At 31.6% G+C, this 26,330-nt stretch carries 28 protein-coding genes; 8 read left to right on the top strand and 20 right to left on the bottom strand.

Annotation, left to right across the window (positions count from 1 at the left end; translation table 11 throughout):
* Positions 1–11: 11 nt before the first annotated feature.
* The 5 genes from EP747_RS15760 to EP747_RS15740 all read right to left on the bottom strand — a co-directional run bounded on the left by EP747_RS15760 (position 12) and on the right by EP747_RS15740 (position 5,026).
* Positions 12–371 carry a rhodanese-like domain-containing protein gene (locus tag EP747_RS15760; protein WP_129691073.1) on the bottom strand — a complete coding sequence of 120 codons (360 nt, stop codon included), beginning with the start codon at positions 369–371 and terminating at the stop codon, positions 12–14.
* A 69-nt stretch (positions 372–440) separates the two neighbouring features.
* A complete protein-coding gene (locus EP747_RS15755) occupies positions 441–701 on the bottom strand; it encodes a metal-sensitive transcriptional regulator (RefSeq protein ID WP_098234579.1) in 261 nt (86 codons plus the stop codon).
* A 529-nt stretch (positions 702–1,230) separates the two neighbouring features.
* Positions 1,231–1,767, bottom strand: coding sequence for a signal peptidase I (lepB, locus tag EP747_RS15750; protein ID WP_235832898.1), 537 nt, complete (start codon positions 1,765–1,767; stop codon positions 1,231–1,233).
* A gap of 144 nt (positions 1,768–1,911) precedes the next feature.
* Positions 1,912–3,555 (bottom strand): AMP-binding protein, encoded by a 1,644-nt coding sequence (locus EP747_RS15745; protein ID WP_129691072.1) that lies wholly within the window; start codon positions 3,553–3,555, stop codon positions 1,912–1,914.
* A gap of 214 nt (positions 3,556–3,769) precedes the next feature.
* A complete protein-coding gene (locus EP747_RS15740) occupies positions 3,770–5,026 on the bottom strand; it encodes a cation:dicarboxylate symporter family transporter (protein WP_069032148.1) in 1,257 nt (418 codons plus the stop codon).
* A gap of 645 nt (positions 5,027–5,671) precedes the next feature.
* On the opposite strand from EP747_RS15740, the gene zwf reads away from it, so the two are divergent.
* On the top strand, positions 5,672–7,171 hold the full coding sequence (gene zwf, locus EP747_RS15735; RefSeq protein ID WP_129691071.1) for a glucose-6-phosphate dehydrogenase: 1,500 nt from the start codon (positions 5,672–5,674) through the stop codon (positions 7,169–7,171).
* A gap of 56 nt (positions 7,172–7,227) precedes the next feature.
* Here zwf and gndA read toward each other — a convergent pair whose 3' ends face one another.
* Positions 7,228–8,634, bottom strand: a complete 1,407-nt coding sequence (gene gndA, locus EP747_RS15730; RefSeq protein ID WP_129691070.1) for an NADP-dependent phosphogluconate dehydrogenase — start codon at positions 8,632–8,634, stop codon at positions 7,228–7,230.
* Between the two features lie 247 nt (positions 8,635–8,881).
* Between gndA and EP747_RS15725 the strand changes: the two genes are divergently transcribed.
* The gene (locus tag EP747_RS15725) at positions 8,882–9,991 is read left to right on the top strand and encodes an AbrB family transcriptional regulator (RefSeq protein ID WP_129691069.1); all 1,110 of its coding nucleotides are present in this window, start codon (positions 8,882–8,884) and stop codon (positions 9,989–9,991) included.
* Between the two features lie 32 nt (positions 9,992–10,023).
* Here the strand turns inward: EP747_RS15725 and EP747_RS15720 are convergent, their stop codons facing one another.
* On the bottom strand, positions 10,024–10,770 hold the full coding sequence (locus tag EP747_RS15720; RefSeq protein ID WP_129691068.1) for an SDR family NAD(P)-dependent oxidoreductase: 747 nt from the start codon (positions 10,768–10,770) through the stop codon (positions 10,024–10,026).
* Positions 10,771–10,878: 108 nt separating this feature from the next.
* Positions 10,879–11,328: a MarR family winged helix-turn-helix transcriptional regulator gene (locus EP747_RS15715; protein WP_129691067.1), complete on the bottom strand. Its 450-nt coding sequence runs from the start codon at positions 11,326–11,328 to the stop codon at positions 10,879–10,881.
* 498 nt (positions 11,329–11,826) lie between these two features.
* Between EP747_RS15715 and EP747_RS15710 the strand changes: the two genes are divergently transcribed.
* Positions 11,827–13,374 (top strand): bifunctional GNAT family N-acetyltransferase/carbon-nitrogen hydrolase family protein, encoded by a 1,548-nt coding sequence (locus tag EP747_RS15710; protein WP_129691066.1) that lies wholly within the window; start codon positions 11,827–11,829, stop codon positions 13,372–13,374.
* A 100-nt stretch (positions 13,375–13,474) separates the two neighbouring features.
* Here the strand turns inward: EP747_RS15710 and EP747_RS15705 are convergent, their stop codons facing one another.
* Positions 13,475–13,804, bottom strand: coding sequence for a hypothetical protein (locus EP747_RS15705; protein WP_129691065.1), 330 nt, complete (start codon positions 13,802–13,804; stop codon positions 13,475–13,477).
* Between the two features lie 391 nt (positions 13,805–14,195).
* Here EP747_RS15705 and EP747_RS15700 point away from each other — a divergent pair, with 391 nt between their 5' ends.
* Positions 14,196–14,975 (top strand): nitroreductase family protein, encoded by a 780-nt coding sequence (locus EP747_RS15700; protein ID WP_129691064.1) that lies wholly within the window; start codon positions 14,196–14,198, stop codon positions 14,973–14,975.
* A 299-nt stretch (positions 14,976–15,274) separates the two neighbouring features.
* On the opposite strand, the gene EP747_RS15695 is transcribed toward EP747_RS15700, so the two are convergent.
* Positions 15,275–15,934: a class I SAM-dependent methyltransferase gene (locus EP747_RS15695; protein ID WP_235832897.1), complete on the bottom strand. Its 660-nt coding sequence runs from the start codon at positions 15,932–15,934 to the stop codon at positions 15,275–15,277.
* Positions 15,935–16,167: 233 nt separating this feature from the next.
* On the opposite strand from EP747_RS15695, the gene EP747_RS15690 reads away from it, so the two are divergent.
* Positions 16,168–16,749 carry a TetR/AcrR family transcriptional regulator C-terminal domain-containing protein gene (locus tag EP747_RS15690; RefSeq protein WP_129691062.1) on the top strand — a complete coding sequence of 194 codons (582 nt, stop codon included), beginning with the start codon at positions 16,168–16,170 and terminating at the stop codon, positions 16,747–16,749.
* A gap of 43 nt (positions 16,750–16,792) precedes the next feature.
* Here the strand turns inward: EP747_RS15690 and EP747_RS15685 are convergent, their stop codons facing one another.
* The 4 genes from EP747_RS15685 to EP747_RS15670 form a co-directional block, all read right to left on the bottom strand.
* Positions 16,793–17,203 (bottom strand): DUF4352 domain-containing protein, encoded by a 411-nt coding sequence (locus EP747_RS15685; RefSeq protein WP_129691061.1) that lies wholly within the window; start codon positions 17,201–17,203, stop codon positions 16,793–16,795.
* A gap of 263 nt (positions 17,204–17,466) precedes the next feature.
* Positions 17,467–17,658 carry a DUF6440 family protein gene (locus tag EP747_RS15680; RefSeq protein WP_129691060.1) on the bottom strand — a complete coding sequence of 64 codons (192 nt, stop codon included), beginning with the start codon at positions 17,656–17,658 and terminating at the stop codon, positions 17,467–17,469.
* 12 nt (positions 17,659–17,670) lie between these two features.
* Entirely contained in the window at positions 17,671–17,970 is a 300-nt protein-coding gene (locus EP747_RS15675) for a hypothetical protein (RefSeq protein ID WP_129691059.1), read from the bottom strand.
* Positions 17,971–18,131: 161 nt separating this feature from the next.
* Complete coding sequence (locus EP747_RS15670) at positions 18,132–18,458, bottom strand: hypothetical protein (protein WP_235832896.1); 327 nt, start codon at positions 18,456–18,458, stop codon at positions 18,132–18,134.
* A 188-nt stretch (positions 18,459–18,646) separates the two neighbouring features.
* Between EP747_RS15670 and pssA the strand changes: the two genes are divergently transcribed.
* Entirely contained in the window at positions 18,647–19,138 is a 492-nt protein-coding gene (gene pssA / locus EP747_RS15665; protein ID WP_129691058.1) for a CDP-diacylglycerol--serine O-phosphatidyltransferase, read from the top strand.
* Positions 19,139–19,221: 83 nt separating this feature from the next.
* On the opposite strand, the gene EP747_RS15660 is transcribed toward pssA, so the two are convergent.
* Together EP747_RS15660 and EP747_RS15655 are read right to left on the bottom strand one after the other, a co-directional pair.
* Positions 19,222–19,575 (bottom strand): hypothetical protein, encoded by a 354-nt coding sequence (locus EP747_RS15660; protein WP_129691057.1) that lies wholly within the window; start codon positions 19,573–19,575, stop codon positions 19,222–19,224.
* A gap of 785 nt (positions 19,576–20,360) precedes the next feature.
* Positions 20,361–20,945, bottom strand: a complete 585-nt coding sequence (locus EP747_RS15655; RefSeq protein WP_129691056.1) for a hypothetical protein — start codon at positions 20,943–20,945, stop codon at positions 20,361–20,363.
* 332 nt (positions 20,946–21,277) lie between these two features.
* Between EP747_RS15655 and EP747_RS15650 the strand changes: the two genes are divergently transcribed.
* Together EP747_RS15650 and EP747_RS15645 are read left to right on the top strand one after the other, a co-directional pair.
* Positions 21,278–22,237 carry an AAA family ATPase gene (locus EP747_RS15650; protein ID WP_129691055.1) on the top strand — a complete coding sequence of 320 codons (960 nt, stop codon included), beginning with the start codon at positions 21,278–21,280 and terminating at the stop codon, positions 22,235–22,237.
* 11 nt (positions 22,238–22,248) lie between these two features.
* Complete coding sequence (locus EP747_RS15645) at positions 22,249–22,884, top strand: RNA ligase family protein (RefSeq protein WP_129691054.1); 636 nt, start codon at positions 22,249–22,251, stop codon at positions 22,882–22,884.
* A gap of 254 nt (positions 22,885–23,138) precedes the next feature.
* On the opposite strand, the gene EP747_RS15640 is transcribed toward EP747_RS15645, so the two are convergent.
* The 4 genes from EP747_RS15640 to gnd all read right to left on the bottom strand — a co-directional run bounded on the left by EP747_RS15640 (position 23,139) and on the right by gnd (position 26,250).
* Complete coding sequence (locus EP747_RS15640; protein WP_129691053.1) at positions 23,139–23,453, bottom strand: iron-sulfur cluster biosynthesis family protein; 315 nt, start codon at positions 23,451–23,453, stop codon at positions 23,139–23,141.
* A 22-nt stretch (positions 23,454–23,475) separates the two neighbouring features.
* A complete protein-coding gene (locus EP747_RS15635) occupies positions 23,476–24,534 on the bottom strand; it encodes a lactonase family protein (RefSeq protein WP_129691052.1) in 1,059 nt (352 codons plus the stop codon).
* Between the two features lie 108 nt (positions 24,535–24,642).
* Positions 24,643–25,308, bottom strand: coding sequence for a fructose-6-phosphate aldolase (fsa, locus tag EP747_RS15630; protein ID WP_098233961.1), 666 nt, complete (start codon positions 25,306–25,308; stop codon positions 24,643–24,645).
* Between the two features lie 48 nt (positions 25,309–25,356).
* Positions 25,357–26,250 (bottom strand): phosphogluconate dehydrogenase (NAD(+)-dependent, decarboxylating), encoded by an 894-nt coding sequence (gene gnd, locus EP747_RS15625; protein WP_098426111.1) that lies wholly within the window; start codon positions 26,248–26,250, stop codon positions 25,357–25,359.
* Between the last annotated feature and the right edge of the window lie 80 nt (positions 26,251–26,330).

The raw sequence follows: 26,330 nt of genomic DNA, 5'->3' as shown, positions 1-26,330 counted from the left end.
ATTCTCCTTTATTAAGACCAGGTACTCATTCCGCCTTTTACATTTGTAATATTGGTATAACCCATTTTTTTAAGAACTTTACATGCTTTTTTGCTTCTCATTCCACTCTGACAAATAATAATTGTTTCTTGATCTTTTGATAGATGATTTAAATTTTGCTTTAACAGATGTAATGGAATATTTTTGAATTCTTTAATATGTCTTCCTTTATATTCTGAAGAGGTTCTAACATCAATGAATTGTTTTTCTTTACTTTTCAATTCATTTTTTAATTCATTTGTTGAAATTTGCTTAACCCCTTTGATTGGAAGAAAAGTTTGTACTAGAAAATAAGCAATTAATAAGATGATTAGAATATTTAACATTTGCATTTAAGTCCTACTTTCAAGAAGTTGATGTTCTGAAATATTTTGGTCAGTGATATGTTTTACGAATGTTTTTTATCTACTTTTTACTAATAAATTAACTGCTTCTTTTACAAGCTCTTCTGCACTTTCTCCATTTTCATCAGCAAGTCTTACACATTCAATTAGATTCGTACTTACGATGACTCCAATTGTACGATCCATTGCCGCTCTTACTGCTGATAATTGAGTTATAACATCTTTACATCCTTTATCCTCATCCATCATTTTTAAAATGCCTCTAAGCTGCCCTTCAATTCTTTTTACTCTATTTTTTATTTGATCATCATAAGACATAGAAAACTTTCCTTTCTAAGTAAAATTTTTACATTAGTTAAAATGAACTATATACCCAGATAGGTATGAAGTCAAATAAATTGTCGTCCATTTTAGATTAATAGAAAAAGAAGAGCGAATGGCATATGCGAGTTGAAAACAACATGAAATAAAATATTTAATAGACAATTACTTTTTAAACAGTATAAAAGCCTGGTATTTAACTATTCCAGGCTTTACTTCTTTACATATTTATTACTAAGAAAGGTATCGTGATGATCGCTACGATCATTAATAACCAATTATTCTTCTTAATTTGAGTAATCTCTTCCTTCAATATTAGCTCTTCGCTTTTTTTCATTATATATTCCTACTTTCAGTTTTGATTAATTTATTCTTATATTTAAGATTTATTTCCTTAAATAAAGCTTAAAATACCTGTAAGTATCAATTTTGTTACTTTTTTATTTTATATAATGAAAATGAAATTTTAATGAAAAACCTTTTTCTAATTTCTATTATCCCTATTTAATCCATTTTACTTTTCCTTTTAGTGTATTATTCTTACTCGATCAAAAGGGAAAAAAACGCCTTCAACTTTGCCGACTATTTCAGACTGCTTAATATACCCTAAACCATTTCTGCTATCTTTACTATTAAGTCGATTATCTCCCATTACTAAATACGACCCGCTAGGTACTTTAACTTGATTAAATTGAAGATATTCTTTATAAACATTTTTTAAATGGCCATTTAAATAGTTTTCAGATATATGCTTTCCATTAATATACAAGAGTCCATTCTTTAAATTAACGTTGTCACTTGGCAAACCAATTATTCTTTTGACATAATACTTAGGGTCATTTTGTTTTTTTATAATGACAACTTCGCCTCTATTTATTGATGAGATATGAAATGAGGCTTTGTTAACAAACAAATAATCATGATTATGTAGGGTAGGCTGCATCGAAGCACCTTGAACAATAAAGGGTGAAAAAATAAAAATCTTAACAATTAATGCGATCGTAAAAGAATAGACTATTATTTTAAAAGTCTGCCATGTAGAATCCTTTTTTCGTATTTTCAACTTTGTATCCCCTTTAAATTTTTTGTCTCCACATTTTAACATAATACGATCAATTGTTTGAATATTCCTTACAAATATTTTAATTAAAAATAGCAAAGCTTTCTGTTTCACTTTGCTATTTCTTTAATGATTAAATGAGATCAATTAAACTTGTTTTTGTGCAGTTTCTACTGCTTGCTCTCTAAGTCGGAATTTCTGTATTTTCCCCGAGGCAGTCATCGGATACGCTTCTACAAATTCGATATATCGAGGAATTTTATGTTTTGAGATTTTTCCTTTACAGTACATTCGAATATCCTCTGGTGTAATTTTTATTCCTTCTTTAAGAATAATCCAAGCCATTACTTCTTCCCCATACACATGATCAGGAACTCCAACAACTTGAACATCTAACACATCTGGGTGAGTATATAAAAATTCTTCAATTTCACGAGGGTAAATATTTTCCCCACCACGGATAATCATGTCTTTCAGCCTACCTGTAACTTTGCAATAGCCATTTTCATCCATGATTGCTAAATCACCAGTATGTAACCATCCATCTTCGTCAATTGCAGCACGAGTAGCTTCTTCATTTTTGTAGTAGCCTTTCATAACATGATAGCCTCTCGTACAAAGTTCACCTTGTACTCCACGTGGTACTTCATTAGTTGTGCCTGGTTCTACTATTTTCACTTGAACATTTGGTAATGCCTTACCAACCGTTTCAACTCGTACCTCAATTGGATCATTCGTTCTAGTTTGTGTGATTACTGGAGAAGACTCCGTTTGGCCATATGCAATTGTAATCTCTGTAATGCCCATTTTTTCGATTACTGCCTTCATAACCTCAATTGGACAGTTTGAACCTGCCATAATTCCAGTTCGTAATGTAGATAAGTCATATTTAGAGAATTCGGGTTCATTTAATTCGGCGATAAACATTGTAGGAACACCATGTAATCCAGTACATTTTTCATCTTGTACTGTTTGAAGTACTCTCTTTGGACTAAAGTCTTGGACAGGTACCATCGTTGCTCCAACAGTAACACAAGCCATTGTTCCTAAAACACATCCAAAGCAATGGAAAAATGGAACGGGTATGCATAAACGATCAGCCTTAGTTAATTCCATACAATTCGCAATATTAAATCCATTATTGACGATATTAGAGTGTGTAAGCATTACACCTTTTGGGAAACCAGTCGTTCCAGATGTATATTGCATGTTTATAACATCATACGGACTCATTGTTGCAATTCGCTTATCCAACTCCAAGTCTGATGTATTTTTAGCCATAGAAATAAGCTCATTCCATGAGAATGTTCCAGGGTATTTTTTCTCACCAAGAACAATTACATTCCGTAAAAATGGCAGTCGACTGCTATGAAGTTCTCCAGGAACAGCATCCTTTAATTCTGGTATAATTTCATAAAGCATTTTAATATATGAAGAATCTTTATACTGATCCATTAAAATAATAGTTGTTGAATCAGATTGCTTTAACAAATATTCTAGCTCAGCTGTACGATAATTTGTGTTCACTGTAACAAGAACTCCACCCATTTTACCTGTTGCAAATTGTGAAGTAAGCCATTCAGGTGTATTTGAAGACCATATTGCAATATGATCACCTTTTTGAATTCTAAGACTCATCAAACCTTTTGCTACTTCTCTACAGTGGTTTTCAAATTGTTCGTAATTCATCCTTAAACCTCTATCCGCATAGACAACAGCCTCATGAGTAGGATGTAATTTCGCTTTTTCTTCTAATAGTTTCCCTATCGTAATATCTAGTAAATTTGTCATCTTATCCTCCTTAATTGGTTCCCTTCCAATAGGACGCGTTATTAGAACTTAAATTAAACACAATTAAGAATATTCTATGTTTTTAGACTTTTCCCTTTAAAAAAACTTCTGTAAAAGAAGAAAAGCCACAAGGAAAATTCTTTTTCCTTGTGGCTTTTGTTTTTAGTTAATTTATTTGAGAGTCAAAATTAAAATATCTTTACTATATTATACGTTACATAGCAACGTTATTGTCATTCTTCACCACTTCTGGTTTAAATGCGCGTTCCCATTTAGCAATTACAACAGCTGCTAAAGAGTTACCTACTACGTTTACTGCTGTTCTAGCCATATCTAGAATTCGGTCAATACCAGCAATAAATGCTAAACCTTCAACTGGAATTCCTGCTGTACCTAATGTTGCTAATAATACAACAAACGATACGCCTGGTACACCTGCGATACCTTTTGAAGTGACCATTAGAACTAACATTAGTGAAATTTGATCAGTGATAGATAAATGAATACCATACATTTGAGCGATGAAAATTGCTGCTAATGCTTGATATAATGTTGATCCATCAAGATTGAATGAGTAACCAGTCGGAATAACGAATGAAGAAATTGATCTTGGTACTCCGAATTTTTCTACTTTTTCCATAATTCTTGGTAAAACTGTTTCAGAACTCGCAGTAGAATATGCTAAGATCAGTTCATCTTTAATTAATTTAATGAACTTAAAAATATTAACTCCTACCATTTTAGCGACTAAACCTAGTACTACAACGATAAAGAATGCCATCGTTATATAAACAGTTATGACTAATTTTCCTAATGGAATTAAAGATTCTAATCCAAACTTTGAAACTGTAACACCAATTAATGCAAAAACACCAAATGGAGCAAATTTCATAATTTGATTTGTAATGTAAAACATTGTATCAGCTGTTCCTTGGAAAAATGCTAATACTGGCTTTCCTCTTTCTCCTACCGCTGTAATACCAAGACCAAACAGTACTGAGAAAAAGATAATTGCTAACATATTTCCTTCAACAAAAGCTGAAAAAATATTTGGTGGTACGATATTTACAAAAGTATCTGCAAACCCATGACTTTTCACTTCTTTTGCTGTTTCAACATAAGTATTGATATCAGTTTTGTGAAGAATACTCATATCTACACCAGCGCCTGGTTTAACGATATTCGCTACTAATAATCCGATTAAAATCGCAACTGTTGTGATAATCTCAAAGTACAGAATAGTTTTTCCGCCTAAACGGCCAAGTTTTTTCGTGTCACCAACACTAGCAACACCTACAATGATACTTGAAACAACGATTGGTATTACAATCATTTTAATCAGACGTAAAAAGATGTCTCCAATTGGTTGTAAATAATCTGCAACCTTTGGATTTCCATAAAAAATTGCGCCTACAATGATCCCGATAACAAGACCAATTAATATTTGCCAAGCTAAACCAATTTTTTTCATAATAAAAGTCCCCCTTGTAGTTGAATTTTGCCAAGTTTTTTAATTTACTAAAAATAACAAAACCATTTAAATTTTTTTAAATGGTTTTAAGCACTACTTGGCTTATTAAGATATCGATGGAACTCTCATAAATTACCCATCATTTCCATAATTTACTTTTTGATTATATTCAGAATATAAAATCAAAAAAGGTTATAAAAAACAGTATAACAGAAATCATTACGATTTCAATTTTACTTTATTTTCCAAATGTCTATTAAGGTACATTACAATTCTACTAAAAAACTGAGATTTTTACAAATTACTCTTACTTTTTTTTAATTATTTTTTAATTTTCAACCAAATAATTACATATTTTTATTTAAAATAAGAAAAAAGTTGTATTATCCATTTCATTTAAAACCTCTTTGTTTACAAGGAATAACAATAAAAAAGTTAAATATTATCAAGACTCTTATTTACGAATCTATTCGTTTTGTTTATGATATAAGATGAATAATTTGGAAATTTAATTTATTTTTTAATAATTAATGAAAATGCTTTCAAAATTTTTTTTTGAAAGTGATTTTACATATTTTGTATAATCAGCATTGATTATTACTAAAATAAGTTAGTAATTTATGTTTAAGAAGTGAGGTAAATTAATTGAAAACTAAAGTAAACCCAAAAGCAGTTATTGTCATTTTTGGAGCAACAGGAGACCTAGCAAAAAGAAAGCTTTTTATCTCAATATATAGATTATTTTTAAGTCAAAAAATTGATGAGGGTTTTGCGGTTGTAGGTGTAGGTAGAAGACCTTGGTCAAATGAAGAGTTTCGTGAAACTGTAAAAAAATCAATACAATCTATTGCTTCATCTGAGACTGAAATTGAAAGCTTTTTATCTCATTTTTATTACCATCAATTTGAAGTACTAGAACCATCTTCATATATAGAATTAGGAAATTTATTAACAAACTTGGATAACCATTATTTAATCCCTGGTAACCGTGTTTTCTTCCTAGCAATGGCACCTGAATTTTTCGGAACAATTGCTAAACAGTTAAAACAAAATGGTTTGGCTGATACAGAAGGTTGGAGTCGAATTGTGATTGAAAAACCATTTGGACATGATTTACCGAGTGCTATTGAATTGAATGATGAAATTCGTGAAGCATTTTCAGAAAATCAAATCTACCGTATCGACCATTACTTAGGAAAAGAAATGGTTCAAAATATAGAAGTGATCCGTTTTGCTAATGCAATGTTTGAACCACTTTGGAATAATCGATTTATTTCAAATATCCAAATTACTTCTAGTGAAATTCTTGGTGTTGAAGACCGTGGAAAATACTATGAGAATTCGGGAGCTTTAAAAGATATGGTTCAGAATCATTTGCTTCAAATGGCGGCACTACTTGCTATGGAGCCTCCGATTAAATTAACAACTGAAGAAATTCGTAGTGAAAAAGTTAAAGTATTTAAAGCTCTTCGTAAAATTGATGAAAACGAAGTAAAAGATTATTTTATTCGCGGACAATATGATGCTGGTGTAATTAACGGTGAAGAAGTTCCTGCATATAGAAATGAGAACAATGTTTCCCCTGAGTCTCAAACTGAAACATTTGTTGCAGGCAAACTTTTTATCGATAACTTTAGATGGGCTGGTGTTCCATTTTATATTCGAACTGGGAAAAGAATGGCTACAAAATCTACTAAGATTATTGTTCAGTTCTCAGATATACCAATGAATCTTTATTACAATACAAAAGAGACAATGTCTCCAAATTTATTAATTATACATATTCAACCAGATGAAGGAATTACATTACAATTAAATGCAAAAAGATCTGGCTCAGAAGAAGGTTACACAAAGCCAATTCAATTAACATTTAATAATAATTGCGTTGATTGTATTAATACACCAGAAGCATACGAGCGATTAATTTATGATTGTATGTTAGGTGATGGAACAAACTTTACGCATTGGGATGAAGTAAAATATTCTTGGAGCTTTGTTGATGTCATTTCAAAAGCTTGGGACAATAATTTAGCACCACTTACAAATTATAGTTCTGGTTCAATGGGTCCAAACGAATCTGATACTTTATTGACAGTTGATGGTCATAAATGGTGGCCTGTTACTGATCGATTAAATGAAAATTAGGAACGAATTATATAAATAAAAAGTTACCCCCTCATAATATCGAGGGGGTAACTTTTTTATGTCCACTGAGTATGGAACTTACCTTCTTTATCAATTCGTTCATAAGTATGCGCACCAAAATAATCTCTTTGTGCTTGAATTAAATTTGCAGGAAGTGTTTCAGTACGATAGCTATCAAAATAAGCTAATGCTACAGAGAAACATGGAATTGGTACACCAGCTTCAATTGCCACTACGCTAATTTTTCGTAAAGCACCCTGATAACTTTCTACGATTTCTTTGAAATATGGATCAAGTAATAGGTTAGAAAGATTAGCATCTAGATCGTAAGCTTCTTTAATTTTTTGTAAGAAAGCTGCTCGAATAATACATCCACCTCTGAAAATCATTGCAATATCACCATATTGTAAATCCCAGTTATACTCATCAGATGCAGCTCTTAATTGAGCAAATCCTTGAGCATATGAGCAAATTTTACTCATATAAAGAGCTTTACGTACATCTTCAATAAGTTGCTCTTTATCACCATTATATGTACTAGTTGATGGTCCAGATAATAATTTACTTGCTTTTACTCTTTCATCCTTCATTGCCGAAATGAAACGGGCAAATACAGACTCAGTAATAATAGAAGTAGGTACGCCTAAATCTAGTGTGCTTTGACTAGTCCATTTTCCAGTACCTTTTTGTCCTGCTTTATCTAAAATAACATCTACTAGTGGTTTACCTGTTTCTTCGTCTGTTTTAGTAAAAATATCGGCTGTAATTTCAATTAAATAGCTATCAAGCTCACCCTTATTCCAATCACTAAATACATGGTGCAATTCGTCAGCACTTAAGCCAAGTACATTTTTTAATAAAAAGTAAGCTTCTGAGATTAATTGCATATCACCATATTCAATTCCATTATGAACCATTTTTACGTAATGACCAGCACCATCTGGACCAATATATGTTGTACAAGGCTCATTATTTACTTTTGCAGCAATCGCTTCAAAAATAGGTTTTACTAGTTCAAATGCTTCTTTTTGTCCACCAGGCATAATTGAAGGTCCTTTTAAAGCTCCCTCTTCTCCACCTGAAACACCTGTTCCAATAAAATGAATTCCGCTATCAGAAAGCATTTTGTTTCGTCTTTGAGTGTCTTTATAGTATGTATTTCCACCATCAATTAAAATATCACCTTTATCAAGATGAGGTAATAACATTTCAATGGTTGAATCAGTTGGGCCACCTGCTTTTACCATTATTAATATTTTTCTAGGTGTTTCAAGAGAATTTACAAATTCTTCAATTGAAAATGTTCCAACTACATTTTTACCTTCTGCTTCTTTTAAAAATTCTTCTGTTTTTTCAACTGATCGGTTATATACAGAAATTGAGAAACCTCTACTTTCAATATTTAAAGCTAGGTTTTTTCCCATTACTGCTAAACCAATTACGCCTATTTGTTGTTTAGCCAATTCAATTAGTCCTTTCTAATTAAAATTTGCAAGGGTTTTCAAATTAAAAATTGTAAAATATTTACTATCTTTAATATATCCTCCGATTAGTTTTGCTATCCTGTTAAATATTCTAACGACTAACCGAGCAAAATCCTTGCATACCATAAACTTAAGGTCAATAATGATATTAACATAACAAGCGCGATGAATAAATGTAAACATCATCTTTACATTAAAATTTTATAATTTGAAAAGAAGTGAAATTATGGTAATAAATTACAACGATAATAAATGGACTCAGCTTTTATTTACTTTAATTATTGCAATTATTGGTGGATTTTTATTTCAATTGATTAAACTACCAATACCTTGGCTCCTTGGACCAATGTTTTTTGTACTTATACTTTCTAAAATTAAAGGGATAAAATTGTATTGGCCAAGTAAAATTCGAGATACAGCCATGATCATAATCGGCTACACAATTGGGCTATCATTTACATCTTCTACGTTTATTCAAATCGGACATCAATTAACATCTATGATTTTGATGACCTTTCTTCTCATCCTTTTTACAATTACAATTTCGATCATAATTTCTAAAGTATTTAAAATACATTATCCAACTGTTTTATTAGGTAGTATTCCAGGTGGACTAAGTCAAATGATTGCTCTTGCTGAAGAGATTAAAGATATTGACTTTACAATTGTCACTTTCTTACAAATTTCTAGGCTTATGATGATTATTTTTATGGTCCCATTATTAATTTTCAGTCCATTTTTTAATGTACATAAAAGTTCGATTTCAGAAGCCATTCACCACACTTCAGCAGGCTGGCATGGCTTATTTCCAAACATCATTATTTTTGCTATTTTCAGTACATTACTTGGAATTTTAGGGAAGAAAATAAACTTTCCAACTGCATTACTTTTAGGTCCAATGATCGCTACCATTATCCTTAATTTATCAGGACTACATGGACCTGCCCTACCGTCTGTTATATTAGACTGTTCCCAGTTAATGATGGGAAGTTATATTGGCTTATTATTAAAACCAGAAAACTTAAATAACAAATTAAAAATAGTTTTAGTTTCAGTCTTAAGTGGCGTCGTTTTATTAACATTTTCCCTTTTATCTAGTATATTTTTAACACATATTCACACCATTGATCATATCAGTGCCTTACTAAGCTTAGCCCCTGGTGGAATGGATCAAATGGCATTAATTGCAAAAGAAGTAGACGCAGATATAACTGTAATTATGTGTTATCAACTATTTAGAACACTATTTATATTTATTGTTGTACCATATTTATTGAGATATATTTTTAGAGCAAGGATACAAGAAAGTAAGGTTAAGCGAATTAGTAATGAATAAAAAAAGCAAGGAAAATAACTTTCCTTGCTTTTCTACTCTTCATAGATCATTTTTCTAGTCATTCCACCATCAATTATTATATTTTGACCATTTATAAAGTTATTTTCTGGATCAGCTAAATAAATACAAGCTTTAGCTATATCTTCAGGCTTGCCTACGCGATTTGACCAATGTTGAAGATGATCAGTTTCTTTTAATTCTTCATTCTGATCAACTTGAATCCATCCAGGGCTAATGCAGTTTACTGTTATACCATTTGGCTGAAGCGATGCAGCTAATGAATGGGTAATTGATACAATTCCACCCTTTGATGCTGCATAAGCTTCCGAATTTGGCTCCGACATAATCGCTCTTGTTGATGCCATATTTATTATTCTTCCACCATTATTCATCACTTTAGCAGCTTCTCTTGATGAAATAAAAACACTTCTCAAATTAGTATTTATTACTTTATCCCATTCATCTGTTGATAAACTTAATAATGGCTTAAAAGCGGAAATTCCTGCATTATTAATTAAAATATCAAGTTTACCAATTTTATCAATGACGGTGCGAATAAGATTTATGATGTCTTCTTCTTTACTAACATCAGTCTTAAAGAATATTGCTCTTCCACCATTTTCCTCAATTTTCTTTACAACTCTATTACCTTTGTGTTCATTAACATCAGCTATAAAAACAATTGCTCCTAATTTTCCAAATGCAATTGCAATACCCTCTCCAATTCCATTCGCACCTCCTGTAATAATAATTGATTTCCCTTTAAACTTTTCTTCCATATTTTTATACCTCATATTTCAATTAGTCTATTATTATTATTTCCAGCCTTAACAAAAAAAGCCGTCAAATGACAGCTTTTAATACGATTTAGTTCGAATTAAGTTATCTCAACATTGAGGTTGATTTTTGCTTAATCCAATCTTTTTTAATAAATAGATTAACATATCTTTTTCAGCTGAATTTAGTTGAGAAAATAAGTTATGAATCAATTCGCTATGAACTGGAAAGATGCAACTAACTAATCTTCTACCCTCGTCAGTCAAAGCTGCATAGATAACTCGTCGATCTTTTGGACAATGAATGCGTTTAATATATCGCCTTTCCTCTAATTTATCTAATACATACGTCATATTTCCGCTTGAGATTAATATCCTTTTTCCAATTTGTTGAATTGGCTGATCTCCTTTATGATAAAGCAATTCTAAGACTGCAAACTCAGTTAAATTCAAACCAAAACATTTAATATTATTAATAGAAGCATCAGTCAAAAATCGATTTGCTTTACAAATGTCAGAATATAATTGGAGCGAATTAGTTGAAATTTCATTTTGATTCAATCCATATCAACCCCTTTCAACTATCTTGAATTAAAGATAATTTTAAAGTATTTCTTTAAAGTAGTCAATGTCCTAATATGGATTCATTCATTATATGATGTTTTTTAATTTTTATAGTTTACATAATAATATTATTAAATAATTTCTAGCGTACGAAGCTACAACTTCATTAACATGTACCAAAGTTACGTACTGTTCAACAATCGTATTCAAAGGATATATGGAGCCAATTAAATATTAAGTCAAGTCCTGGCAGTAGCCTCTTTTGAGTAACTACCTTTCACTTTTTTGCTGTTTTACTTACCCATGAACCCCTTATGAGTAACTACATTCGAACCTCTTATGAGCAATTACTTTTCACATTTTCCTTACACATGAGCCTCTTATTCATATTGAAAAGGTAAATTGTGGGTATCCTAACTTTGAGAATCGTTTTGCAATAGACCATTTATAATGGTCCCTTAGTAAGCGAGACATTTATATTTAGGACGTGAGATTATGTCAGAGACGGATATGTCAAAATATGAGAAGAAAATTGAAGTTCGAAATATACGTATGGAAGATATTAGTGAAATTATGAAGTTATCAAACCGTTGTTTTCCTGGCATGGAGGGATGGAAACGGGAACAATTAGAAAGTCATATTCGCATTTTTCCTGAAGGCCAGTTTTGTGTAGAGTATGAAGATAAAATTATTGGTTCCTGCTCAAGTTTAATGGTTGACTTCGACGAATATGATGACCAGCACACTTGGAACGTCATAACTGACAATGGTTATATTACAAATCATGATCCGAATGGGTTTAATTTATATGGAATTGAAGTAATGGTTGATCCTGAATACCGTCGTATGAAAATTGGCCATCGCCTTTACGAAGCGCGAAAGGAATTGGCTCGACAGTTAAATCTTCAAAGCATTATCATTGGTGGTCGAATCCCAAATTATCATAAGCATAGAGATGAAATGTCACCACGTGAATATGTAGCTGCAGTAGAAAAACACAGTATTTATGACCCTGTTTTATCATTCCAATTAATGGAAGGTTTTACAATTAAACGGATTAATACTCGTTACTTACCGGATGATAAAGCGTCAGATTCATTTGCCACTTTGATGGAATGGAGTAATATTGACTATCTTCCAAAATCTAAACGCGTTTATCGCGCATCATTTCCAGTTAGAATTTGCGCAATACAATACATGATGAAAAAAATCGATTCATTCTCAGATTTTACGAAGCAAATCGAGTATTATGTTGACATCGCCGCTGACTTTGGTTCGGATTTTGCTGTTTTCCCAGAGTTGTTTACAACACAATTGATGTCTTTTCTAGAAGAAAAACGCCCCGATCAGGCTGTTCGTAGGCTTGCAACTTATACCGAACAATACATCGAACTTTTTACAGAACTTGCTGTACGGTACAATGTCAATATTGTTGGGGGATCTCACTTCGTTGAGGAAGATGGTAATATCTACAATGTTGCTTATTTATTTAGACGCGATGGTACGATTGAAAAGCAATTAAAAATTCACGCAACTCCTAATGAGCGAAAATGGTGGGGAATTTCAGAAGGTAACGAAATCCATGTGTTTGACACAGATTGCGGAAAAATTGCTATTCAAATATGCTACGATATCGAGTTTCCGGAACTTGCTCGTATTGCAGTTGATCAAGGTGCAAATATCATTTTCGTTCCATTTTGTACGGATGATCGCCAAGGTTATCTCCGTGTTCGTTATTGCGCTCAAGCTAGAGCAATCGAGAACCAAGTATATACTTGTATCGCAGGAACAGTTGGGAACTTAACACATGTAGAGAACATGGACATTCAATATGCACAATCTGGTATTTTCTCCCCTTCTGATTTTGGCTTCGCTAGAGATGGCATTGTTGGTGAATGTGATGCAAATGTTGATACTGTCGTAGTCGGAGATGTTGACCTTGAAAAATTAAGACGTTCACGAAATACGGGATCAGTCCGTCAATTACGCGATCGACGTCGTGATTTGTATCGAATTGAATTTAAGAATTTAAAGTTAGAATAAGGAACTTGATTGATAAGTAAACACTAAAAAACTTTATATTAAAGAATTAAGCTCAGTCTAAGTAGGCTGAGCTTAATTCTTTAATATTTTATAAAAAGGACTAGAATAAATAACGTAATCGATTTATATGCGTAATAAATAGGCTTCCAATTGTAAATATAGAAGAAACATAAAATGAAAATGGAACTTTAAAAACTTCTGTTTCATTATCTATTCTTGCTGTGATTCCTGTTTTTCCTTGAACTGTTGATTTATCTATTCTTCCAATCAAGCCATCACCACTTATACTAAAAAAAGCGATTATAGCTGTAATGAGCAAAGAACTAGCAAAAAGCCAATCGGTCCAAGTGGAACCCATTGCATGGGAAAATCCAAAAGGTGTCAGTATCAAGATTACAAATGTAATAACTCCTGAAACTAATTTTTTCACTTTTCCACCCCTTTGTCTGCCTGTTTTTTAAGCTCATCTTTTACTATATTCTACCAATTTTTTATGATTCAAATATTTTTATATTTTAATTAACAGATTTACCCGTAAAAAGCATATATCTGCACATTGAGCCTTAACTACTACCACTTTGAAATTTTGACATATTTAGACACCAGTATAAACCTGTACTATTCTGCAAAAATGTTTAAATGAGTAATTTTTACTAAAAAGTTATTAAAACTACAAATTTGTGTACGATAAAGGTTTTTTGTGATATGTTTACTTTATAATTTGATTATTCAGAAATAATTATGAATTAAAATAATATGTCGAATTATTTTATATTCATAATATTTCTAATGAAATCTTTTTGATATGAGGAGTGAAAGTTTTGGAATTTAATGATGTTTTACATGGGCACAGATCAATACGAGAATATGAGGACAAGGAAGTAAGCCAAGTGCTTTTAGATCAAATATTAGATGCAGGTATTCGCGCCTCATCAAGTGGCAATATGCAATCTTATTCGATTATTGTCACAAAAGATAAAGAAATTAGAAAGAAATTATATACAGCACATATGGAGCAATCAATGGTTGTTGATGCTCCGATCCTTTTAACTTTTTGTGTAGATTTTAATCGAATGAGAAAATGGCTTACGCTGAATGATGCACCTGTACATTTTGATAATTTCATGAGCTTTATGATCGGTGCTATTGATGCTACTTTAGCATCTCAAAACTGTGCTTTAGCTGCTGAGAATGCTGGACTAGGTATATGTTATATGGGCTCTACTCTTGCAAATTGTAATCAAATTGGAGAAATCCTTAACTTACCACCAAATGTCGTACCAATTGTAGGATATTCATTAGGCTATCCTAAAGAAAACCCAGCTTTACGTGACCGACTTCCAAGGCATGGTCTAGTACATAATGAACAATATAAAGATTATACGGATGAAGATATTCTTGAAATTTATAAAGAAAGAGATGAAAAAGGTTGGCAACGTTACATGGACGTTCCAAAGCTTAAAGAAATGACAGAAAGACTAGGATTAAAGAATTTAGCTCAAATTTATACGATCGCAAAGTATACACAAGAATCTCATCATGAATATTCTCAAACAGTTCTAGAATATTTAGAGAAACAGAATTTTATGAATAATAAATAATCAATAATAAAAAAGTCGATTTCCATTAAGGAATCGACTTTTTATATTTTTCTCTATTAAAAACGTAATCACTTTAATAACATTAGTAAAATTAAGTTAATAATTGATCCATTATAGGTTATAATCTAATGAGTTTTTATTGTAAGATCGTCTTTCTAACAAAGCTTCAACTAATTTTATAGCCTCTTCTTTTCGATTTGCTTGTACGTGCAATCAATAATTACTTTATGTTTAATTTAAGATTAATAGTTTTGTAACTCGAAAAATAATATAGACTCAATTTTAATTAAATAACCTTATCATTTATAAAGATATACATATAAACTGATATCCTCTTGCTTAATGTTATAATTCTTAAATTCAGTTTCATTTAAAAACATCTCAAAATTTTCTTTTGTATAAGCACCTTTTTTCAAGAAAGTTTTAAATGCAAATTTTACAAAATACTTATCAAACCCCTTCATTCCAGTTTTTCTAATTTCACCTTCAATATCTTGCGCAGTTGCATTAAAATTCATATCGATTATAAGAGATGTTCCACCTGGTTTTAATACCCTATACATTTCTGATAGTGCTTTTACTGGATCCATAAAGTTCTTAAATGCTGTACTGCAAACAATAAAATCAAATGTGTTATCATCACAAGGTAGATTTGATGCATTGCCTTCTTTAAAATCTACTAAAACATTTGCTTCCTTTGCATTATTTTTTTCGATTTTAATAAAATCTGGACTTAACTCTACCCCTGTAACATCAAAACCCATTTTTGCTAGCTCAATAGACAAATATCCTGGTCCGGGTGCTACTTCTAAAATCCTTGCACCATCATTAACTAAAGATTTAATTTCGTTTGCATATTCTTGCATTTGTGTTAGCCGACTTTTTCGTGAGTTTTTGTCATACCATTTTGCTGTATACCCATAAATACCAACATCTTTTTTCTTGCGCATATTTTTCATCATCATATCCACCCTATCTCTTTTTAATGTTATCAATCATTGTTCACAAGTCCTTAATATTTAAATTTATTTGATTTAGCTAGTAGGTAATTTGTTTAAGCTTTAAAGTAGTTTATATTTCTAGTACAATAAGAGAACAAAAACGTCTAACAACGTTAGTTATCTAACATCGTTAGATTACCATCTAACAGTGTTAGAGTCAATGACAATTATTAAATTTTTGGAGAGATTTTATGGCTATAACGAAAGAAGCAATTGTAAAAGCATCCCTCGATATTTTAAATCGTGACGGAATAAGTAATTTATCGATGCGAACATTGGCAAAGGAACTTGAGATCAAAGCCGCATCCTTATATTGGCATATTAAAGATAAAAAAGCTTTGTATGATTTAATTGCTGAGCATCTAAATAATGAAATTGTCCTACCTGAAGAATTAGATAATGCCAAGGAAGCTTTAACAGCTCTAGCATTTGAAGTTAGAAGAGTTTTATTAAAGACAAGAGATGCAGTAGAGGTTTTTGCACAGTCAATGCCAACTACACCGAGTAGATTAAAAGCAGTCAAATTCACTTTAGAAAATTTGAAAAAATACGGAGTATCTGATAAAAACTGTCTTGTTGCTGGTAACCTTTTTAACAATTATGTATTATCATTTGTAGCAGATGAACATCGTGCAAAACAGTTCACATACACTCCGGAAGAAGTAACTGCATTTACTTCGTTTTTTGGTGAACAGTATCATTTTAGTTTTGATTTTGAGGAACAATTTCGATATGGATTAAGAGTATTATTTGCCGGATTACATACTGTATAAATATAAAAGTCACATCATACTTTCGATGTGACTTTTTGAAATATTATTTCGAATTTACATCAAATTCTAATTCGCTAACATTCTTTGAAAACGTTGGTTTATAAACTAATATATATTTATCCTCTTTAGGGATTTCAAAATAAAGTGAGCCCTCTATACCTCGAACAGTATGATCAGGTTTCTTTTCTCCAGAAAGATTTCCGGAAATTTCTTGTCCAATATATCCTTTATAATGTTGTTTCATTTCACCTTTGGAATCATATAATTCAAAATCAGAAGCATTCACATGAACATCTTTTGAATATGGCTTACTCCAGAGCTGTAAATCAACTGTAAGAACATTGCCAGTGTATTTGGATTTATTTGAAGGTTTAGTAATATGAGCTTGATCAATCGTAATCTGAATCTTATCAAATTCGATTGTTTCTCCTATTTTATAAAGTTTATCTTTCATTGGCTTTACTGTTTTTTGTGTATATACATCATAACCAACATCAGTATTTACATTTTTAGTATCGCAACCACTAAGTACAATTCCACGTCAATATTTGCGTCAATTGGGTTATTTATCTATTTAAATATCAATCTTTGCATTTGTTCTAATTAAAAATCGACAAGACCTACATTGCAATTTAACAACTCTTATAATATATCTTACCTAGAAATGAAAAAGAGCTGTCCTCTGATCAGCTCCTTTTCATAATTGTTAGTAATGAATTATTCATCCTTTTTATTTATAACTGGCTTCCCGTCCTTATCCAATAATGGGGTAATTCCTCCAGCATAGCCATCCCAACTAAATAAATATTGTATTCCTGTCACTTGATCTTCTATTATTTTTACGCCAGACATCATTTTTGCTTCTTTATAGATTACATTAAATCGATTATCCGAATCTTTTCCAGACATATGTATTCCTCCTTAATCAAACCGTACAGTATCAAAACCATCCATTAGATCTTCTAATTCAGTTAAAAAATTTAATTGGACTGGACCAGGGATTTGCTCCATCCACTTTTTAACTTCAGGTAACTCTTCAGCATCTTCTATATTTGTTGGTTTTGGGTCAAGCGTTTCCCACCATTTCTTCACTTCATCAATGAATTCATAGAAGTAGCGTTCGAATCTTTCTGCCCATTCTGCTCCTTCATCATCAGTCGTTTTTTGCATCATGCTCCATGCTTCCATTGCTGTTTCAAAGTATTCATCAATCTTTTTCATGTTATTTTCCTTTCTAGGTAATAGTACTACCTACTCAATTATATTAACTTTTTCAAGTTTAAACTTCATTCGGAAATTAGTATACTGATTTTTATAGGCAAAATAAAAATCGACTAGTCGTCGATCTTGTTGATTTATAATTAACTGCTATATTGACTATTTTACAACCTATGAATTAATTCAATTATTCCAGGTATTATTATCATAATTATTGAGCAAGAAATTAAAAGGTTCGTGACAATTTTAGTTAATTTTTCCCTTCCTTTTCCATTATACCATCCACTGAATTGTATTTTATTTCGATACATAACAAATATTAAAACAAGTATACCAAAATAACACCACCATCCAGTATGAATAAGACTCACACCAAATTCATTATATATTTCTGATACAACTGTTGAAATTAATGCACCAAGTAACCCGAAGATCAATATGATTCTAATCACTTCTAGTATTAATCCAATTGAAGCGGATAACGCCTTCATTTAATGCCTCCAATAATCTTTTAATCTTTTTTTTATTTGTTCATATGTATTTATTATTCGATATTTGGTATTTTTCCCCTTTTTTAATTTTACAAACTTGATAAATATATTACTATGAAGATTTAAGAATAAAGTGTAAATAGTTAGAAAATACTATTGAAAGGTTTTTAATGTTCAGGGGGGATACTTTGTTTAGTCAGGTCGTAAAATCTATACCCAATTTACTTACAATCGGAAATTTATTATGCGGTGTTCTCTCGATTACGTTTAATATGAGTGGTTTAATCATGATCTCTTCAATTTTTATTTTCATCGCTGCTATTTTTGATCTTTTTGACGGAAGAGTTGCAAGGAAACTAAAAGTGAATAGTGAATTTGGGGTAGAGCTAGATTCTTTAGCGGATATTGTTAGTTTCGGCGTTGCTCCTGCGCTTTTATTTCATTCCATTTCGGCACCATCAATCTTAACCTCACTTGCATTTATCCTTTTTCCTACGATGGGGGCATTAAGATTAGCAAAATTTAGTGCTAAACCTACTATAGGTTATTTTAAAGGGTTGCCTATTCCTGCCGCTGGTTTACCTTTAGCTGGTATGGGAATGTTTTTTTATAGTAATGCGTGGATTACTTTAATTCTTGCTTTCTTAATGGTTAGTCCAATTAGGTTTAAAAAACTTTAACAAACTTCAATATAAAATGCTATTACCTTCTGTAGAGGAAATAGCATTTTTAATTTTTATTAAAATATTTTTTTCGCATTAAATTATTTATTATTAAATGAAATGATTGCATTTTTTAAAGTGTAGAGTTTTGCTGTGAAAATATAAAGTTCATTATAATTATTTTCTACGTATTCATCAATAATGTTTATTCCTTTTATAAAGTTCTCGATCAATAAATATGTATATTTGCCATCCCATGCGAACCGATTAATTCTGAATAGTTCATCTGCCAATACTTGGAACCTAAATTCCTCAATTAATAGTTTTATTTGATATATTTTGTCTTTATTATTAGTAGAAGTGTATTTACTATTTTCATAACTATTATGTACTAATTTGACAAAATCAATTATATCTTCAGCCAACATATTCGCTTTTTGCATCTCAAATTTCATTTCTCCATCCCCTAAAGTGTTAAAAATTTACATCACTAGAGTGTATGTTTTTATTTTAAATGATATCACAAACATTTCAAGTAATCCCGTCTCCTACAAGGCAATTCAAAAAATATATGAGCCACTATTGTGACTCTCATGCTGTTGAAAAAAAATTGTTGGATTGATCATTGATAAGTAAGTTGTGTGATATTGATTTCCACTAAAGGGGTACTCGCTTTCCATGGGGCGAGATTCTTGAGCCTCCTCGGCGCCGCCTGTGGGGTCTTTAGCCTTCCCGCTTCTCCCATAGGAGCCTGGCACCCTTTCGTTCCAATCGAGTTCTTTATAAAAAAAGAATAATCTTAAAAACAATAAAATAGTCAATTGAACGAATGAATTACCTTTTATTAATCAAATTGTAACTTATGATGACGACTTACACATTTTTACAAGCTTCATCTATTTTCTTTTTACAGATCTCACTCCATAATGTTTTAAGTTCTTTAATTTTTTCTTCACTAGCATGTTCTGGCTCCATCTCAGCGCCAAAATCTATATGAGAATCAACATCCGAAACTAAACCCTTTTCATCCGTATAGGCAATCTCATTCGGAACATATGTTAAGCCTCGATGTTGACAATTATTTTCGATACAATGAAAACCTGGTTATTTCACTTGTTTACAAAATCCTGGAACTATTGACCTTTCTTCATTTTCAATACTATGTAAACAATAAATTTCTAATAATAAGTGGTTATATGAAATAATAAATCTGCCCCTTTCAACAATCTTAACCTATTAATTAATCAATCTGTTTTCCATGTTCATCAAAATACTGATTTTCTATACTAAATGCATTTGATGCTTTGTACATTGTAATGATTTTAGCGCTCGGTCTGCCAACTTTTATTTCAACTTTTTCAGTGCTCCCAGTAGCATTCACAAGGCGAACGCTTAATTTAGAGACAGTATTAAAATGATTTGTGATGACTAGTAATTTCAATGGTAAAGGCTTGTCATCTTTATATTTGATAGGCAAAGCAAAGTCTTGTAAGTTTGAATCTATTTTATTTTCATTATTTATGTCACTTTCATAGTTCGAACCGTATTCAGCATTTAGAAATCTATAGTTTCCAATATTGTCTTTTATAAAGTGAATGTACGACGGATTTTCGTTTTGCAAATATGCTACATATCGATCATTTCCAAAATCAAAAACTTTAATAATATCAATAGATTTTTCCCCATTGGTTACTGAATGGATTGTTGCTAGGATATTTTTTTGATTGTTTCCATTCTTTTGTAAAGTAGGCTTAAGAAATTTGTAACTGATCAAGGCTAAACACAATAAAAACAATAGTGTGAATTTTAATTTCTTGCTGATCACAGTCGACCTCCATTGACTATTTTTTGATTCTATTGTTCTTAATTATCCATTACACCCAATTTGCCGTCAATTGGGTTATTTCCTATTTTTACCTATAATTATTCAACTCTTTTCGTTCACATTAAAAACGAGCTATTTTATAGGTTTTCTCCTTATCCTACAAATTAAATCATCTCCAAATATGGTAAATCGTTCAAATAAATGGAAATTTTACTATCAGTAGGTTTCATTCGAATATATAATATAAAGTGCGGAAGTGTTCGATTCAAACTTTCGCTCCATCAAATCGTAATTCCTAACTGATCTGCCTTGTTGTTAAGGGAGGAAGTAAAATGCAAAAATTGATTTATATGATTGGAATTCCTGGAAGTGGGAAAAGTGAAATGGCTAAACAAATCGCCAAGAAAGAAAAAGCCATTATTTTATCCACTGATGAGTTACGCCAAACACTATTCTTTAATGTGAATAAGCAAAAGAGGACGAATCTTTTGTATATGGAATTATACAAAAGAGCCAATCGTTTACTTGCTGAAGGGAAAAGTGTAGTGATTGATGCAACTAACATTGAACGTGGAAGACGCATGAAAGCACTCAGTAAGTTCGTAGACGTTAAGAAAGAATGCTATTACATGGATGTGCCGTATGAGGTTTGTGTAGACCGTAATAAAAAGAGAAAGCGGATAGTAGAAGATCGGATTCTTGTTAGGATGAGGAAGAACCTTGATTTTCCTTTAAAAAATGAAGGCTGGGATGCCATCTACATAATTCATGAGCCATTTTCTTATGAAATGACAAAAGAAGAACTAACAAATCTATTAGTAAGTGAAGTTTCATACGAAGAGTTATTCGAGAAGCTCAAAACTGTACCTTTTTTTCAAGCAATGAAGAATTTTGACCAAGAGAATCCGTTTCATTCAATGACGCTATGTCAACACACATACGGACTCATTGATTACATTAATGAAATGTACGAAGAGAAAGATAAGCTACTTCTGCAAATTGCGGCTCTGTTTCATGATGTTGGGAAGATATTCTGTAAGACGTATAAAGTTACCAAAGGGTATTATTCTTACTTTGGTCATGAAAAAGTTTCTTCACAAATTGCATTTCATTTCTTAACAGAGCTTGGTTTTGAAGATGAAATGATTCAAGCTGTTGTTGGGATTATCGAAATGCACATGTTAATTAACTATGGTGGTAACGAAGGCGCGACTGAAATTTATCATTTACTTGGGGATGAATTACTCGCAAAACTTTATTTCTTTCGTGAAGCAGATACGTTTGCGAAATGAGGTGTTAAAATATGAAAATTAAGTATCCAAAGACATTTCACTTGCCTTGGTCAGAATCTAAAACTTTTGATGATAAAACACTTCATAATATTGACCATTTTATTGGAAAAGAAGTTGTTGTAACGGAAAAAATAGACGGTGAAAATTGCACGATTTATAGAGATGCGATTCACGCAAGATCAACTGATAGCCTAGACCATCCATCCAGGCATTGGGTTAAAATGCTACAAGCTACGATTGGCTACCAAATCCCTGAACATTGGCGAGTTTGTGGGGAGAATGTATTTGCAATGCATTCGATACTTTATAATGAACTAGATAGTTATTTTTATGTCTTTTCGATATGGGACGAACAAAATAAGTGTCTATCGTGGGAAGATACGATTAAATGGTCCAAATTATTAGGTCTAAAAACAGCACCGGTTTTATACAAGGGTGTATTTAATGAAGAAGCTATAAAAGCTTGCTATACTAAGAAGTCAAATTTAGGCGGAGAACAAGAAGGATACGTTATACGATTAACTGATGGATTTCAATACAATGATTTTAAACACTCGGTTGCAAAGTTTGTTCGAGAAAATCATGTTCAGACAGACAAACATTGGATGACCAAACAGGTTAAAGCAAATCGACTTAAAAAAGAATAGGAGCGATTATTTTTCTCCTATAAAAACAGCTAATTTAAGCTTAATTGAAAGGAATGAGAACAATGTAATTTGCTAATTGTATTAAAATAGTTGTTGTAAACCATAACTTAAGATTTTGTATTTGCAAGTACCTCGTATACCTCACTTCTTTAAATTCACATAAAAAAAGAGACGCAAAGAATCGCATCTCGAAAAAAATTCTTCATTCATAATCAAGTAACCCGAATCCATATTCAAAAAGGAATGATATTAATCTATTTAATATAAGTTAATCCTATTCGATTATTAAAAATTTGATTTCGATTTTTGAAAATAAAAGATCCATCAACATAATCGATTACAAGTTGGTCTTCGTAAACATCTTCAAAATTTTTATTTACCATAAATTCAAACTGGTCTCCAATTATCATTTTTTCATTTGGACCACATTCTCTTTTATTAATAACTTTTATCTCATAAATGTTATTAACTACATCACAGCTTCCACGGTCAAATTCTAATTGAAGTATTTTATTTTGATCTACAGCGCCAAGTATTTCTTTGGCTGCATCAGTTATTTTAAAATCCATATTAAAAGTCTCCTAATTTAGATTAAACGTTTAAAAATTTCACACATACTGCTTCAGGTACTAGTACGTCTGATTGAATCACTGTTAATTTTCCAGTAGTTTTATTTCTTGCATATAAAACTAGATTCCCTGACATTTCATTTGAACCAACTAAATAGTTCTCAGAAGGATCTAAAACGAAATCTCTTGGCCAATTACCCTCACTTGAAGTGATTTCCACTAATTCAAGCTTACCAGTATCTTGATTTACACTAAATACTGCGATACTGTTATGACCACGATTTCCTGCATATACGAATTGACCGTCTTTTGAAATATGAATGGCGCTTCCTTGATTGTTTTCAGTAAAATCGCTAGGAATTGTCGAAATATACTGTAAATCTGTAAAACTTCCATCTTCATTTAATTGTAGAGCAATTACTTCTGAACTAAGCTCGGTCATAATATAAGCGAACTTTCCATTAGGATGGAATGTGATATGACGTGGCCCACTTCCAGGTTTAACAGATAGACTGCTTACTTCAATTAGCGAATTGTTTTCGATTTTATATGTAATTAATTGATCGATTCCTAAATCTATTGCAACAACATATTTTTCATTTAGTGTATAACCAGAAAAATGGGCATGAGGTTTTTCTTGGCGCTCTTTATTTGGACCTGTTCCCTCATGTTGCATAATCGATTTAGCATCACTAGCAAAACCATTTTCTTGATTAATTTTATATAATTCAATTGTACCTTTATGATAATTTGCTGTAACAATATTTTGCTTACCTCTGTCAACACTAATATGACAAGGTGAAGCGCCTTCATTAAGCTGTTCATTTATTTTTTTAAGCTCTCCGCTGTTTTCATCGATAGAATAAACAGCAATTCCACCTAAGTTTCCTTCTTTTGCAACAGCATATAGATTCTTATTGTCTTCACTAATTGTTAAATAAGTTGGATTTCCTAGTTCTGCAACCGCTTTAACATCTGTTATTCTTTCTTTTTCTGTATCAAGCGTAAATTGATATATACCTTTGCTATCACTTTTTGTATATGTACCTACATAACCAACAAATTTCTGATTCGAATTCATGACCATTTCCTCCTCTATTCCTTGTTTTTATGTAAATACCCCCATTTCATAGCAAGTTTCAATGAAGATGGGGGCTTTATACTTATTAGATTTAAAGTTTCTTACAAATTATAATGAAGTTTTTGCCCAGTCAGCAGCAAATTTTTCAATACCTTGATCAGTTAATGGATGTTTAGATAATTGCTCAATAACACTGTAAGGAATTGTTGCGATATGAGCTCCAGCTAATGCTACACGAGTAACATGGTCTGGGTGACGAACTGACGCAGCAATGATTTGAGCGTCCATATTATGAACTCGGAATAATTCAGCAATTTTAGCAACTAATAATACGCCATCTTCAGAAATATCGTCTAAACGACCTAAGAATGGAGATACATACGTAGCACCTGCTCTAGCCGCTAATAATGCTTGGTTAACAGTAAAGATTAATGTTACGTTTGTTTTAACACCTTTTTTCGTTAAGTAGCGGCAAGCTTCTAAACCAGCAAGTGTCATTGGTAATTTAATTGTAATATTTTTATCTCCACCATTTATTTTAATAAGCTCGTCAGCTTCAGCGATCATTTCTTCAGCAGAAACAGCGTTTGGCGTTACTTCTGCAGAAACTGATTCTACTTCAGGAACTAATTTTAAAATTTCTTCGATACGGTCTTCGAATTTAACTCCTTCTTTTGCTACTAAAGATGGATTTGTAGTTACTCCAGATAATACGCCCATTTTATAAGCTTTTTGGATGTCTTCTACATTAGCTGTGTCAATAAAAAATTTCATTTTTAAATTCCTCCAATTTTTAGGGATATTTCCTATTTTATACTTTATTTATTTCTTTTCAACTGCATGTCCACCAAATTCATTACGAAGAGCCGCAACAACTTTACCAGTGAACGTATCGTTATCTAATGAACGGTAACGCATTAATAATGACATTGCAATAACTGGTGTAGCAGCTTGAAGATCTAGAGCTGTTTCAATTGTCCATTTTCCTTCACCAGATGAATGCATTACGCCTCTAATTTCATCAAGCTTAGCATCTTTTGAGAATGCATTTTCAGTTAATTCCATTAACCAAGAACGGATTACAGAACCATTATTCCATACTTTCGCAACTTTTTCATAATCATAATCAAAGTCACTTTTTTCTAATACTTCAAATCCTTCACCAATTGCAGCCATCATACCGTACTCGATACCATTATGAACCATTTTTAGGAAATGTCCACTACCAATTTTACCAGCGTATAGGAAACCATTTTCTACTGAAGTATCTTTAAAGATTGGTTCTACGATTTCCCAAGCTTCTTGGTCACCACCAACCATATAACAAGCACCGTTACGTGCGCCTTCCATACCGCCTGAAGTACCAGCATCCATGAATCTGATACCATGTTCTTTTAATTCATCATAACGTCTAATAGACTCTTTATAATGTGAGTTTCCTGCTTCGATGATAATATCCCCTTCTGATAAGAATGGTTTAACATCATTAATAACAGAATCTACTACTCCATGTGGTACCATAATCCACAGAACTCTTGGAGTATCAAGATTTTTTACTAATTCTTCTAAGCTTGAAGTACCGACAGCTCCAAAGCCTTTCATTTCTTCCACTGCAGCAGTATTTAAATCAAATGCTACTACTTCGTGATTATGATCCATTAAATTTTGACCTAAGTTTAGACCCATTTTTCCTAATCCAATTAAACCAACTTTCATTACGTTATCCTCCCATAATATCTACAGTAATATTAATGTTTTTCTCTAAGTAAAAATTTTTATGATAAAAAAATAAATAA

Source organism: Gottfriedia acidiceleris, from assembly GCF_004138285.1.
Taxonomy (GTDB): Bacteria; Bacillota; Bacilli; order Bacillales; family Bacillaceae_G; genus Gottfriedia; species Gottfriedia acidiceleris_A.
This window is presented reverse-complemented; position numbering and strand designations above follow the sequence as displayed.

What these genes read in the sequence shown, in the direction of transcription:
- EP747_RS15760 (WP_129691073.1), bottom strand. Translation starts at nt 371, where the DNA reads ATGCAAATGTTAAATATTCTAATCATCTTATTAATTGCTTATTTTCTA.
- EP747_RS15755 (WP_098234579.1), bottom strand. Translation starts at nt 701, where the DNA reads ATGTCTTATGATGATCAAATAAAAAATAGAGTAAAAAGAATTGAAGGG.
- EP747_RS15745 (WP_129691072.1), bottom strand. Translation starts at nt 3,555, where the DNA reads ATGACAAATTTACTAGATATTACGATAGGGAAACTATTAGAAGAAAAA.
- EP747_RS15740 (WP_069032148.1), bottom strand. Translation starts at nt 5,026, where the DNA reads ATGAAAAAAATTGGTTTAGCTTGGCAAATATTAATTGGTCTTGTTATC.
- EP747_RS15725 (WP_129691069.1), top strand. Translation starts at nt 8,882, where the DNA reads ATGGTAATAAATTACAACGATAATAAATGGACTCAGCTTTTATTTACT.
- EP747_RS15720 (WP_129691068.1), bottom strand. Translation starts at nt 10,770, where the DNA reads ATGGAAGAAAAGTTTAAAGGGAAATCAATTATTATTACAGGAGGTGCG.
- EP747_RS15710 (WP_129691066.1), top strand. Translation starts at nt 11,827, where the DNA reads ATGTCAGAGACGGATATGTCAAAATATGAGAAGAAAATTGAAGTTCGA.
- EP747_RS15695 (WP_235832897.1), bottom strand. Translation starts at nt 15,934, where the DNA reads ATGAAAAATATGCGCAAGAAAAAAGATGTTGGTATTTATGGGTATACA.
- EP747_RS15690 (WP_129691062.1), top strand. Translation starts at nt 16,168, where the DNA reads ATGGCTATAACGAAAGAAGCAATTGTAAAAGCATCCCTCGATATTTTA.
- EP747_RS15685 (WP_129691061.1), bottom strand. Translation starts at nt 17,203, where the DNA reads ATGAAAGATAAACTTTATAAAATAGGAGAAACAATCGAATTTGATAAG.
- EP747_RS15680 (WP_129691060.1), bottom strand. Translation starts at nt 17,658, where the DNA reads ATGTCTGGAAAAGATTCGGATAATCGATTTAATGTAATCTATAAAGAA.
- EP747_RS15675 (WP_129691059.1), bottom strand. Translation starts at nt 17,970, where the DNA reads ATGAAAAAGATTGATGAATACTTTGAAACAGCAATGGAAGCATGGAGC.
- EP747_RS15670 (WP_235832896.1), bottom strand. Translation starts at nt 18,458, where the DNA reads ATGAAGGCGTTATCCGCTTCAATTGGATTAATACTAGAAGTGATTAGA.
- EP747_RS15660 (WP_129691057.1), bottom strand. Translation starts at nt 19,575, where the DNA reads ATGAAATTTGAGATGCAAAAAGCGAATATGTTGGCTGAAGATATAATT.
- EP747_RS15650 (WP_129691055.1), top strand. Translation starts at nt 21,278, where the DNA reads ATGCAAAAATTGATTTATATGATTGGAATTCCTGGAAGTGGGAAAAGT.
- EP747_RS15645 (WP_129691054.1), top strand. Translation starts at nt 22,249, where the DNA reads ATGAAAATTAAGTATCCAAAGACATTTCACTTGCCTTGGTCAGAATCT.
- EP747_RS15640 (WP_129691053.1), bottom strand. Translation starts at nt 23,453, where the DNA reads ATGGATTTTAAAATAACTGATGCAGCCAAAGAAATACTTGGCGCTGTA.
- EP747_RS15635 (WP_129691052.1), bottom strand. Translation starts at nt 24,534, where the DNA reads ATGAATTCGAATCAGAAATTTGTTGGTTATGTAGGTACATATACAAAA.
- fsa (WP_098233961.1), bottom strand. Translation starts at nt 25,308, where the DNA reads ATGAAATTTTTTATTGACACAGCTAATGTAGAAGACATCCAAAAAGCT.
- gnd (WP_098426111.1), bottom strand. Translation starts at nt 26,250, where the DNA reads ATGAAAGTTGGTTTAATTGGATTAGGAAAAATGGGTCTAAACTTAGGT.